We start from the raw sequence: 12,692 nt of genomic DNA, 5'->3' as shown, positions 1-12,692 counted from the left end.
ATGAACGACACCACATTGCCTTCCGACCTGAACGCGCCCCTGCTGGACACCCCCGTCCTGGACACGCCCGCCGCGCCCCCTGTTGCCCTCGACCCGTGGGAAGCGATCTCCGCCGCGCCTGACACCTCGACCGCCAGCGCCTGGCTCGACGCCCCGGCGAACACCGCGCACGCCCTTGCCGGCCAAGCCGACACCGCCACCAACGGCTTCGCGCTGCACCGCCTGTGGGACGGCTCGCTGCCCGTCGAGGCCTGGATCAACCAGGGCCTGGGCTGGGTGGTGGAACACTTCCGGCCCTTCTTCCAGACCGTGCGCCTGCCGATCGACAGCACGCTCAACTCGGTGCAGGGCCTGCTCACCGCCTTGCCCGCGCTGCCGATGATCGCGCTCATCGGCCTGCTCGCCTGGCAGTTCGCCGGCCGCGCGCTGGCCATCGGCACCGTCGTGTCGCTGATGCTGGTGACCGTGCTGGGCATCTGGCCCGAAGCCATGGTCACGCTGTCGCTGGTGCTGACCTCGCTGGTGTTCTGCATGGTCATCGGCCTGCCACTGGGCGTGCTGCTGGCCAGCAGCGACCGGGCCCAGCGCGTGATGCGCCCGGTGCTCGACGCCATGCAGACCACGCCGGCCTTCGTGTACCTCGTGCCGGTGGTGATGCTGTTCGGCATCGGCAACGTGCCGGGCGTGATCGTGACCATCGTCTTCGCGCTCGCCCCGCTGGTGCGCCTGACCAACCTCGGCCTGCGCCAGGTGCGCCCCGACCTCATCGAGGCCGCGCGCGCCTACGGCGCCTCGCCCTGGCAGATGCTCGTGAAGGTGAAGCTGCCGCTGGCCATGCCCTCGATCATGGCGGGCATCAACCAGGCGCTGATGCTGTCGCTTTCGATGGTGGTGATCGCCTCGATGATCGCCGTGGGCGGCCTGGGCCAGATGGTGCTGCGCGGCATCGGCCGGCTCGACATGGGCCTGGCCACCGTCGGCGGCCTGGGCATCGTGCTGCTGGCGATCACGCTGGACCGCCTGACGCAGGCCATGGGCAAGTCGCGCCGCAGCGCCGGCCACCGCTGGTGGCACACCGGCCCGGCCGGCTTCGCGCTGCGCACGCTGCAGCGCCTGGTGGGCACGCCCTCGCGCGGCTCGCACGCCGACGACGCCGTGCCAGCCCTTTCCGCGCAAGCGCACTGACCGTCACGGAGGACAACCACGCATGAAGACCACCCGCCTCTTCCTTGCCCGCGGCCTCCTGGCGCTGGGCCTTATCGCCTTCGGTGCGACCGCGCAGGCCGCCAACGACCTGCCCGGCCAGGGCATCACCGTGCAACCGCTGAAAAGCTCGCTCGCCGAGGAAGCCTTCCAGACGCTGCTGGTGATGCGCGCGCTCGAGAAGCTCGGCTACAAGGTCGAGCCGATGAAGGACCTCGAGCCCGCCACCGAGCACCTGGCCATTGCCAATGGCGACGCCACCTTCATGGCCAACCACTGGAGCCTGCTGCACGCCGACTTCTACAAGAACAGCGGCGGCGACGCCAAGCTGTGGCGCCAGGGCACGTACTCCGACGGCGCGGTGCAGGGCTACCTGATCGACCGCAAAACCGCCGAGCAATACAACATCACCAACCTCGCGCAGCTGAAGGACCCGGCCATCGCGAAGCTGTTCGACGCCGACGGCGACGGCAAGGCCGACCTCACCGGCTGCAACCCCGGCTGGGGCTGCGAACTGGCCATCGAGAACCACCTGAACGCCTACCAACTGCGCGACAGCGTGACCCACAAACAGGGCAGCTACGCCGCGCTCATGGCCGACACCATCGCGCGCTTCAAGCAGGACAAGCCGATCCTCTACTACACCTGGACGCCCTACTGGGTCAGCGCCGTGCTGCGCCCGGGCGCCGACGTGGTCTGGCTGCAGGTGCCCTTCTCGCCCGCGCAGGCCGGCGCGCAGGTCGACACCCGGCTGCCCAACGGCCGCAACTACGGCTTCCTGGCCAACGAGCAGCGCATCGTCGCCAACCGGGCCTTCATCGAGAAGAACCCCGCCGCCGGCCGCCTGTTCGAGGTGATGAAGCTGCCGATCAGCGACATCAACGCACAGAACCTGCGCATGAGCGAAGGCGCCAACAGCATGCAGGACGTGACGCGCCACACCGACGGGTGGATTCGGGTGCACCAGGCGACCTTCGACGGCTGGATTGCACAGGCGCGCGCCGCGGCCCGGTAACACGGCCTCACCCCCGCGCCGGCGCCCTTTCGCCCGGCGCCGGCCTGCGGTATTGGTGGCTGAGATAATCGAGGGCGTTCCCCCTCCAAGAAGACTCCCCACCATGACGACCACGATCCAGCAGGCCGACCTGATCGAATCGATCAGCGCCGCGCTCCAGTACATCAGCTACTACCACCCCGCGGACTACATTGCCCATCTGGCCAAGGCCTATGAGCGCGAGCAGAGCCCCGCCGCCAAGGACGCCATTGCGCAGATCCTGACCAACAGCAAGATGAGCGCCACGGGCCACCGCCCGATCTGCCAGGACACCGGCATCGTCAACGTGTTCCTCAAGGTGGGCATGGACGTGCGCTGGGGCGGCTTCACTGGTTCGCTGGACGACGCCATCAACGAAGGCGTGCGCCGCGGCTACAACCACCCCGACAACACGCTGCGCGCCTCGGTCGTGGGCGACCCGCAGTTCGATCGCAAGAACACCAAGGACAACACGCCCGCGGTGATCTTCACCGAGATCGTGCCCGGCAACACCGTCGAGGTGACGGTGGCCGCCAAGGGCGGCGGCAGCGAGAACAAGAGCAAGCTGGTCATGCTGAACCCCGGCGACAGCGTGGTCGACTGGGTGCTCAAGACCGTGCCGACCATGGGCGCCGGCTGGTGCCCGCCGGGCATGCTGGGCATCGGCATCGGCGGCACGGCCGAGAAGGCCGCGCTGATGGCCAAGGAAAGCCTGATGGACGACCTGGACATGCACGAGCTGCAGGCCAAGGCCGCCTCGGGCGCCGAGCTGAGCAAGGTCGAGGCGCTGCGCCTCGAACTGTTCGAGAAGGTCAATGCCCTGGGCATCGGCGCGCAGGGCCTGGGCGGCCTGGCCACCGTGCTCGACGTCAAGATCCAGATGTACCCCACGCACGCGGCCAGCAAGCCCGTGGCGATGATCCCCAACTGCGCCGCCACGCGCCACGCGCACTTCGTGATGGACGGCAGCGGCCCGGTCTACCTCGACCCGCCGTCGCTGGACCTGTGGCCCGACGTGAACTGGGCACCCGACGAAAAGAAGAGCAAGCGCGTCGATCTGAACAAGCTCACGCCCGCCGAAGTCGCCAGCTGGAAGCCGGGCGACACGATCCTGCTGAACGGCAAGATGCTCACCGGCCGCGATGCCGCACACAAGCGCATCCAGGACATGCTGGCCAAGGGCGAGAAGCTGCCGGTCGATTTCACCAACCGCGTCATCTACTACGTCGGCCCGGTCGACCCGGTCGGCAACGAAGCCGTCGGCCCCGCCGGCCCAACCACCGCCACGCGCATGGACGGCTTCACCGAGATGATGCTGGCCGAAACCGGCCTGATCGCCATGATCGGCAAGGCCGAGCGCGGCCCGGTCGCCATCGAGGCGATCAAGAAGCACAAGAGCGCCTACCTCATGGCTGTGGGCGGCGCCGCTTACCTCGTGAGCAAGGCCATCAAGACCGCCAAGGTGGTGGGCTTTGCGGACCTGGGCATGGAAGCCATCTACGAATTCGACGTGGTCGACATGCCCGTGACGGTGGCGGTCGATGCCGGCGGCACCAGCGCGCACATCACCGGCCCGGCCGAGTGGCAAAAGCGCATCGCCAGCGGCGAGTTCAAGACCATTCCGCTGGAAGTCGCTTGAACCCGGTCGGCGTGTTCGACAGCGGCGTCGGAGGGCTGAGCACGCTCGCCGCGCTGCAGGCCGAGCTGCCGACCGAACGCTTCGTCTACTTCGCCGACACCGCGAACGCGCCGTATGGCGAGCGCGGCGACGCCTATGTCATCGCGCACTCGCGCCAGGTGGTCGAACACCTGCTGCGCGCGCACGGCATCAAGGCGCTGGTGGTGGCCTGCAACACTGCCACCACAGCGGCGATCCACGTGCTGCGCGCCGAATTCCCCGCGCTGCCCATCGTGGGCCTGGAGCCGGCGCTCAAGCCCGCCGTGGCGACGAGCCGCACCGGCCACATCGCGGTGCTGGCCACGCGCGGTACGCTGGCCAGCGCCCGGTATGCGGCCCTGCGCGATTCCTTCGCAGGCGCGACGACCGTGCGGCCCGTGCCGTGCGACGGCCTCGTGAAGGCCATCGAAGGCTTCGACAACGCCACCATCGCAGCGCTGTGCGAACGTTACATGGCGGAAGCGGGCCCCTTCGGCGATGGGCCAGGCGAGGTCGACACCGTGGTGCTTGGCTGCACGCACTACCCGCTCGTGAAAGACGAGCTGCAGCGCCACGCACCGCCGACGCTGCGCTTCATCGACACCGGCGCGCCGGTCGCGCAGCAGACCCGCCGCGTGCTGACGTCGCTCGGCCGGCTGGCAGACGATGGCAGCGAAGGCGGGTTGGTGCTCGAGAGCAGCGGCGCCTTGGCCGTGCTCGAAGCCGCTGCCACACGTTGGCTTCCCGCACGTTCGCAAAGCGCTGCAGTGCCTGCGGCAAACGCCGCCTGACCTCACGATTGGCAATGCGCGCCCTCCTCTTCCTGCGTCATGCACTGCTCCTGCTGGGCCTGGCCTCGGCCGCCGGCCTGGGCCACGCCGCCTGCGAAAGCGGGTTGGCCGAGCGCATGCACGCCAAGCTCTATCCGAAGCAGCCGCTCGACGAACGGCTGGCCGCCTGCAAGGTCTGGCCCGCGTTTCCCGGCCGCAGCATCGTGGTGCTGCCCATGCCGCGCGAGACCACAGACAAGGGCGCCAAGGTCTTCGACCTCGCGCTGCTGCTGATCCAGCGGCCCGACAACGGCAACACCGACCGCGACACGGTGATCGGGCGGATCTTCCTGCCCGAGGCGCTCGACGAAGACGCCACCACCTCGATCCAGGAAATCCGCGTCGACACCTCGCGCTACGTGCTGTCGCCCGACACGCGCGCCTTCGGCCTGCGCGTGCGCTACCGCGGCAACAGCCCCACCTCGGGCCCGCAGGCCAGCGAGACCGTGCGCCTGTACGTGCAGCGCGGCAACAAGCTGCAGCAGGTGCTGCAGGAGATCGAGCTCGACCACGACAACGGCGGCTGGGACGCCACCTGCACCGGCCACTTCGAGAAGCTGCGCACCATGCTGTCGGTCGCGCGCACCACGAGCAACGGCTTGGCCGACCTGCAACTGTCGCGCACGCTGGTGCAAAGCCGCGCGCAGGAACAGGAAGACCAGGGCTGCGTCGAGAAAGCGCTGCCCGCCAAGTTCAGCACCGTGACGCTGCGCTATGACGGCGAGCGCTTCAAGGTGCCCAAGTCGCTGCAGCAGACGCCCTGAGGCGCACTTGAAACCCGGCGGGTCATTCACGGACCCGTCATACGAAAGTAACAGCATGCGCGGTTTGTTCCAAAGAACGGCCACGCACCATGAGTTCGCTTTCTCTCCCGTCCCGCATTCCCTTCCGCCCCATGCTGCTCGCCGGCGCTCTGTCGATCCTGCTCGCTGCCTGCGGCGGCGGCAGTGACGGCGGCGGCTTCAGCGGGTTCTTCCCGCCGGTCGCCAACCCGCCGCCCACCACGCCGCCCGCCGTGGTGCAGCCCGAGCCCGACCAGCTCGTCTCGAAGGCGCAGTTCACGCCCAACGCAGGCAGCACCGAAGGCTCGTCCGACGCATCGACCGCCATCGCCCTGCCCGGCGACTTCATGCTCGTGGCGGACGACGAATCGAACGTGCTGCGCGTGTACCCGCGCGCCGGCGGCGCGGCGGTAAAGGAATGGAGCTACAAGCTCGAAGGCCCCAAGCTCGCCAAGGAGCTCGACCTCGAAGCCGGCACGCGCATCGGCGACACGCTTTATTTCACCGGCTCCAACAGCAACAAGAAGGACGGCGGCGACGCGGCGGCCGACCGCTCGCACCTCTTCGCGGTGAAAGTCAGTGGCACCGGCGCGGCCACCACCTTCGACTACGTGGGCCAGTTCTCGCTGCTCGAAGCGCAGCTCATCGCCTGGGACACGGGCAACGCCCACGGGCTCGGCGCCAACCACTTCGGCTTTGCCGTGTCGGCCGCTGCCGGCGTCGTGCCGGAGCGCGTCGATGGCTTCTCGATCGAAGGCATGACCAGCGCGCCGGGCGACACCGCCCTGTGGCTGGGCTTCCGTGCGCCGCAGACCGGTGCCTCGGTGCGCGCCAAGGCGCTGATCGTGCCGCTGCAGAACCATGCCGCGCTGATGGCCGGCACCGCCACCCAGGCCGTCTTCGGCACTCCCATCGAACTGGAGTTGGGCGGCCGCGGCATCCGCTCGATCGACAAGGGCACCGACGGCAGCTACCTGATCGTTGCCGGGCCCGCGGGCGCGGCCGTGCCGGAGGTGGAGCGCAACTTCGCCCTGTTCGCCTGGGACGGAAATCCGAACAGCGCGCCGGTCGAGCTGTCGAACGACCTCGACGCGCTGCGCAAGGCCACGGGCGGCAGCTTCGAATCGGTCGTCGAGGTGCCGGGCCCCGTGAAGGCCGGCACGCAAGTGCAGCTGCTGCTGGACAACGGCGACACCAAGTGGGATGGCAAGACGGCCTCGAAGGACCTGCCCGCCGCCGAGCAGAAGTTCGACGGCTTCGTCGTGCGCCTGGGCGCGCCGTGGGTCGACACGGCCGCGCCGAAGCTGCAGAAGGCGTCGCCGCCGGCCGGCCGCGTGGGCGTCAACCTCGACACCTCGATCATCCTGTCGTTCAACGAGGCGGTGCGCCTCGGGTCCGGGCGCATCGTGCTGCATGCAGCCGACGGTGCGGTGGTCGAGACCTTCCACGCCAACAGCCCCGCCGCGCGCGTGCAGGTGGCGTTCAACGTGCTGACGCTGGTGCCCACGGCCAAGCTCGCGATGAACGCCGGCTACTACGTCACGGTCGATGCCGACGCCATCACCGACGCCGCCGGCAACGCCTTCGCGGGCATCAACGACACGACGACACTGGGCTTCACGACGGCCGGCACGCCCACGCCGTTGGCGGCAGGCGACCTGCTCTTCATGGCCGCCAACGCCGAGGTGCCCGACGCCTATGCCTTCGTGCTGCTGAAGGCGGTGAATGGCGGCACGCAGGTGTTGTTCACCGACCGCGACCGTAAGAAGGACGCGGCAGAGTTCACCGACATCACCAACGAGACGGCCTTCTTCTGGACCGCGAACCAGAACCTGCCGGCCGGCACCATCGTGACGATCCAGACCGACGTCGTGGGCAGTCCGATCGCGGACAAGGGCTTCACGCTGGGCTCGCCGGGCGGCATCGGCAAGTCGGAAACCGTCTACGCCATCGCGGGCGGCACGATCGAAGGCCTGGGCGAAGGCAAGGCCGGCAAGATCACGGCGGTCGGCAACTACCTGGCGAGCATCACGCTCGGCGGCGCCGCCGGCACGATTCCCGATGCGCTCACGGCGGCCGGCACGGCGTTCAGCTTCACCGTGAGCCCGGCCAATCAGACCAACGCGATCTACAACGGCTCGCTCGATCGCTCGGACCTGGCGGCGTTCGCTGCGCGCGTGAAGAACCCCGACAACTGGATCAAGCGCTACGCGCCGGAAGCCGGCTACCCGCTCACGCGCGACAGCCTGTTCGGCGACAAGCTGCCCTGAGCGTCGTCGATCAGCGCGCCTGCAGTGCGGCCTTGCGGCCGCGTTGCATGTCGATCGGCAGCAGCAGCAACAGCCCGCCGACGAACAGCACGGCCGTCGACAGGATCGCGATGCGCTGGTTGCCGCCGGTGGCCCAGGTGATGGCACCGAAGCTCAGCGGGCCGATGATGCTGGCCAGGCGCGTGGCAAAGGTCCAGAGGCCGAAGAATTCGGCCAGCTGCTGCGGCGGCGCGAGGTAGCCCGTCATCGCGCGCCCGGCCGACTGGCTCGAGCCCATCGCCAGCCCCGCGATGGCCGCGGCCCACCAGAAGCCGCCCTTGGTCGTGACCCATGCGGCGATCACGCAGACCGCGATCCACGCGAGCAGCGTCGCGGCCAGCGACACCTTGTGGCCGATGCGGTCCTGCACGTAGCCGAAGGCGAAGGCGCCGAGCGCGGCCGCGATGTTGAGCACGAAGATCAGCACCATCGTCTCGCTGGCGACGAAGCCGATCACCTGCTCGGCGTAGATCGCGGCCAGCGTGATCGCGATCGCCACGCCGCCCTGGTAGCAGACGGTGCAGACCAGCAGCCACATGAAGTCACGGTAGGCGCGCGCCTGCTGGAAGGTGGTGCGCAATTGCCGCCAGGCGCTGTCCTGGCCGCGGCGGGCCTGGGGCACGGCGCGTTCGGGCAGCAGCGCAAAGGTGACGCAGGCGGCCACGCCGTAGATCGCTGCCGTGATCAGCATCGTGACCGGCACGAAGTGCGCCGCCGGCAACCCGCGCGCCTGCGACCACAGCACGTACGCCAGGCACAGCCCCAGCGCCAGCATGCCGCCGACATAGCCGAAGGCCCAGCCCCAGCCGCTCACCTTGCCCATGCCCTCGGCCGTTGCCAGCTCGGGCAGGAAGGCGCCGGTCAGCGACTCGCCGTAGGAATAGAAAGCATTGGAGACGATCACCAGCGCCATCGCGAGCGCGACACCCATCGCGCCGCCCACAAAGCCCGGCGTGAGCGCCAGAGCCGCCGTGGCGAGCACGCAGCCCGTGGTCGTCATGACCAGCACGCGCTTCTTGGCGGCGCGCAGGTCGGCCCAGGCGCCGATGGCGGGCATCGTGAGCATCACGATGGCGTACGAGGTGCTGAGGGCCGCGGTCCACGCGAAGGTGGCCCATGGCGCGCCCTTGGCGATGCCGCCGACGAAGTAGGCGGCGAACACCGCCGTGATCACGACCGTGGTGTAGCCCGAGTTCGCGAAGTCGTACATCGCCCAGCCGAACACCTCGCGCTTGCGCACGCCGGGGCGCAACGCGGAGGCTGGGGACAGGGCCATGCGGCCTTAGGACCGGGCGGGAAGCCGAAGGATCAGTGCAGGTGGCGCGGACGACGACCACCGCCGTGGCCACCACCGCTGCCGCCGCCGGCCCCACCGGCACCGCGCGGACGCTTGCCGATTTCGAGCGAGTTCACGAGGGCATCGAAGCGGTCGCTGAAGAGGCGATCGATTTCGGCAACCACACCGCCGAGTTCAGCACCGTCGAAGTGGCGTTCCATGAGGTTGACCACGTCTTCGACCAGCAGATCACGCTGCACCTGCATGATCGCGGCCGGGTTGGGGCCCACGAACAGCATCAGGAAGTCGTCGCGCGACTCTTCGTCGGGGTCGCCCTCTTCCTCGTCGAAATCGGTGTCGTAGAAGGTGACCTCGATCGCGGCGCCGCGTTCGGAGAGTTCGTTCAGGCCCATGCACATCTCGTCGAGCGCCTGGCGGAAGTCTTCGTCGCCCGGCACGGTCCAGCAGATCTGCAGCGTGTGGTCCTTCTGCTCGAAGCGGATGCCGGGTTCCTCTTCGTAGGTGCTGGTGGCACCGTCGGCCAGCGATTTGGCGCCTGCGTATTTCCAGAGCGGCCGCAGCGCCTCCTGGATCTGCTCGAAGCTCACGTCCGAGCGCAGCGGCACATCGCCATGCACATGGATCTCAAATGGAGCGTTGTAGCGAGGCATCAAATACTCCCTTGTAAATATGGTGGTACCCGGAACGGGGGTCGAACCCGTATGCCCCGATTAAGGAAGCGGCGGATTTTAAGTCCGATGTGTCTACCAATTTCACCATCCGGGCCTCGGGTTGAACATCGACGATAACCCAAATGAAACAAGCCCCGGCAACGTCGGTTGGCGGGGCTTGTGTATCGGAGCCGATCGGTCTTGACGAGAGGGTGGAGGCGCGACCCGGAGTCGAACCGGGCTAGACGGATTTGCAATCCGTTGCATAACCGCTTTGCTATCGCGCCACGCTGAATAACGAAATCGAACTGCGAAAAAAAGGGAAGCTGCTTGCTTCCCTTTTTTCAAAACTGGAGCGGGAAAAGAGTCTCGAACTCTCGACCTCAACCTTGGCAAGGTTGCGCTCTACCAACTGAGCTATTCCCGCGTTTCGAGCCTCAAATTATATACCAGTTTTTTGAGGCTTCACAAGTTCTGCAATCAATCGATCAATGTTTGACCGAGCCTTCGACGGCCGGCGCCCCAGCGCGCTGCTTGGCCAGTTCGGCCACTGCAGCAGCCGAAGCGGCCACCTCTTCGTCGGACAGCGGCTCGGGCATTTTCTCGAGTGCGATCTCGAGCACCTTGTCGATCCACTTCACCGGCACGATCTCGAGGCCGTTCTTCACGTTCTCGGGAATGTCCTGCAGGTCCTTGGCGTTCTCTTCGGGGATCAGCACGGTCTTGATGCCGCCGCGCAAGGCGGCCAGCAGCTTTTCCTTCAGGCCGCCGATGGCGGTGACTTCGCCGCGCAGCGTGATCTCGCCGGTCATCGCGACGTCGGCACGCACCGGGATGCCCGTGAGCGCCGACACGAAGGCCGTCGTCATCGCTGCACCCGCGCTCGGGCCGTCCTTGGGCGTGGCGCCGTCGGGCACGTGGATGTGGATGTCGCGCTTCTCGAACACCTCGTCCTTGATGCCCAGGCGGCGCGAGCGGCTGCGCACCACGGTGCGCGCAGCCTCGACCGATTCCTTCATCACGTCGCCGAGCGAACCCGTGCGGCTGATCACGCCCTTGCCGGGCATGGTCACGGCCTCGATCGTCAGCAGGTCGCCGCCGACTTCGGTCCACGCAAGGCCGACCACCTGGCCGACCTGGTTCTGCTTCTCAGCCAGGCCGAAGCTGTACTTGCGCACGCCGAGGAACTCGTTGAGGTTCTCGCCGTCGACCGTGACCTTGGGCGTCAGTTGCTTGAGCAGCAGGCCCTTCACCACCTTGCGGCAGATCTTGGACAGCTCGCGCTCCAGCGAACGCACGCCGGCTTCACGCGTGTAGTAGCGCACGATGTCGCGCACGGCGGCTTCGGTGACGGCCAGTTCGTCGTCCTTCACGCCGTTGTTCTTCATCTGCTTGGGCAGCAGGTACTTGATCGCGATGTTGGTCTTCTCGTCCTCGGTGTAGCCCGAGAGGCGAATGACTTCCATGCGGTCCAGCAGCGCCGGCGGGATGTTCATCGAGTTCGAGGTGGCAACGAACATCACGTCGCTCAGGTCGAAGTCGACTTCCACGTAGTGGTCACCGAAGGTGTGGTTCTGCTCGGGGTCGAGCACTTCGAGCAGAGCGCTCGAGGGGTCGCCGCGGAAGTCGGTGCCCAGCTTGTCGATCTCGTCGAGCAGGAACAGCGGATTGCGCGTGCCGATCTTGCTCAGCCCCTGCAGCACCTTGCCCGGCAGTGCGCCGATGTAGGTGCGGCGGTGGCCACGGATCTCGGCTTCATCGCGCATGCCACCCAGCGCCATGCGGGTGTACTTGCGGCCGGTCGCCTTCGCGATCGACTGCCCCAGCGAGGTCTTGCCGACACCCGGTGGGCCCACGAGGCACAGGATGGGTGCCTTCACCTTGTCGACGCGTTGCTGCACCGCGAGGTACTCAAGGATGCGGTCCTTGACCTTCTCGAGGCCGTAGTGGTCGGCGTTGAGCACGGCCTCGGCATTGGCCAGGTCGTGCTTGATCTTGGTCTTCTTGCTCCACGGCAGGCTGATGAGCACGTCGATGTAGTTGCGCACCACCGTGGCTTCGGCCGACATGGGCGACATGAGCTTGAGCTTCTTGAGCTCGCCCTCGGCCTTCTTCAGGCCTTCCTTGGACATCTTGGCGAGCTTGATCTTCTTCTCGATCTCCTCGATGTCCGCGCCCTCTTCGCCTTCGCCGAGCTCCTTCTGGATGGCCTTGACCTGCTCGTTGAGGTAGAAGTCGCGCTGGTTCTTCTCCATCTGGCGCTTCACGCGGCCACGGATCTTCTTGTCGACGTTCAGGATGTCGACTTCGCGTTCGAGCTGGCCGAACAGGTTTTCCAGGCGCGCCTTGACGTCGTCCAGGTCGAGCACGGCCTGCTTGTTGTCGAGCTTGAGCGGCAGGTGGGCGGCGATGGTGTCGGCCAGACGGCCGGCGTCGTCGATGCTCGAGATCGAGGTGAGGATCTCGGGCGGGATCTTCTTGTTCAGTTTGACGTACTGGTCGAACTGCTGCATCACCGCGCGGCGCAGCGCCTCGACCTCGGTGCCCTTCTCGCCGCCTTCGGGCGCCTCGACGGGCGTCACGTTGGCCGAGAAATGCGTTTCGCCGTCATCGATGCGGTTCACGCGGGCGCGCTGCTGGCCTTCGACCAGCACCTTCACGGTGCCGTCGGGCAGCTTGAGCATCTGCAGGATGGTCGAGACGCAGCCGACCTCGAACATGTCCTCGACCGAGGGCTCGTCCTTGGCGGCGGCCTTCTGGGCCACCAGCATGATGCGGCGCTCGGCCTCCATCGCCAGCTCGAGCGCCTTGATGCTCTTCGGGCGACCCACGAAGAGCGGGATCACCATGTGGGGAAACACCACGACGTCCCGCAGCGGCAGCAGCGGCAGGTCGAGGGCTTCGGGGGGCAATGGGGTATGACCAGACATG

General features: G+C 67.4%; 9 protein-coding genes and 3 tRNA genes. 6 read left to right on the top strand and 6 right to left on the bottom strand.

Annotated elements, in window-relative coordinates; all coding sequences use genetic code 11:
* The 6 genes from proW to AC1RAA_RS03100 all read left to right on the top strand — a co-directional run bounded on the left by proW (window position 1) and on the right by AC1RAA_RS03100 (window position 7,775).
* Window positions 1-1,185, top strand: a complete 1,185-nt coding sequence (gene proW / locus AC1RAA_RS03125; RefSeq protein WP_492726416.1) for a glycine betaine/L-proline ABC transporter permease ProW — start codon at window positions 1-3, stop codon at window positions 1,183-1,185.
* A gap of 22 nt (window positions 1,186-1,207) precedes the next feature.
* Entirely contained in the window at window positions 1,208-2,218 is a 1,011-nt protein-coding gene (gene proX / locus AC1RAA_RS03120; protein ID WP_062475821.1) for a glycine betaine/L-proline ABC transporter substrate-binding protein ProX, read from the top strand.
* Window positions 2,219-2,321: 103 nt separating this feature from the next.
* Window positions 2,322-3,875, top strand: a complete 1,554-nt coding sequence (locus AC1RAA_RS03115) for a fumarate hydratase (protein ID WP_492678709.1) — start codon at window positions 2,322-2,324, stop codon at window positions 3,873-3,875.
* Window positions 3,872-4,684, top strand: a complete 813-nt coding sequence (gene murI / locus AC1RAA_RS03110; protein ID WP_492726414.1) for a glutamate racemase — start codon at window positions 3,872-3,874, stop codon at window positions 4,682-4,684. The genes AC1RAA_RS03115 and murI overlap by 4 nt, the downstream gene beginning before the upstream one ends.
* 14 nt (window positions 4,685-4,698) lie before the next feature.
* Entirely contained in the window at window positions 4,699-5,487 is a 789-nt protein-coding gene (locus tag AC1RAA_RS03105; RefSeq protein ID WP_492726412.1) for a PA3715 family protein, read from the top strand.
* 89 nt (window positions 5,488-5,576) lie between these two features.
* The gene (locus AC1RAA_RS03100; protein ID WP_492726410.1) at window positions 5,577-7,775 is read left to right on the top strand and encodes an Ig-like domain-containing domain; all 2,199 of its coding nucleotides are present in this window, start codon (window positions 5,577-5,579) and stop codon (window positions 7,773-7,775) included.
* A gap of 10 nt (window positions 7,776-7,785) precedes the next feature.
* Here the strand turns inward: AC1RAA_RS03100 and AC1RAA_RS03095 are convergent, their stop codons facing one another.
* From AC1RAA_RS03095 to lon, 6 genes are all read right to left on the bottom strand, one after another.
* Window positions 7,786-9,090, bottom strand: a complete 1,305-nt coding sequence (locus AC1RAA_RS03095) for an MFS transporter (RefSeq protein ID WP_492726408.1) — start codon at window positions 9,088-9,090, stop codon at window positions 7,786-7,788.
* A 32-nt stretch (window positions 9,091-9,122) separates the two neighbouring features.
* On the bottom strand, window positions 9,123-9,761 hold the full coding sequence (locus AC1RAA_RS03090) for a DUF6806 family protein (RefSeq protein ID WP_095745079.1): 639 nt from the start codon (window positions 9,759-9,761) through the stop codon (window positions 9,123-9,125).
* Between the two features lie 23 nt (window positions 9,762-9,784).
* Window positions 9,785-9,876, bottom strand: a tRNA-Leu gene (locus AC1RAA_RS03085).
* A 98-nt stretch (window positions 9,877-9,974) separates the two neighbouring features.
* Window positions 9,975-10,048 (bottom strand) — tRNA-Cys (locus AC1RAA_RS03080).
* Between the two features lie 64 nt (window positions 10,049-10,112).
* Window positions 10,113-10,188 (bottom strand) — tRNA-Gly (locus AC1RAA_RS03075).
* A gap of 61 nt (window positions 10,189-10,249) precedes the next feature.
* Window positions 10,250-12,691, bottom strand: a complete 2,442-nt coding sequence (gene lon, locus AC1RAA_RS03070) for an endopeptidase La (protein ID WP_139703709.1) — start codon at window positions 12,689-12,691, stop codon at window positions 10,250-10,252.
* Window position 12,692 lies beyond the last annotated feature (1 nt).

Source organism: Variovorax sp. GW823-FHT04F07, assembly GCF_058795995.1.
Note: the sequence above shows the minus strand (reverse complement) of the source record. Positions and strands in the feature narration are given on the sequence as shown.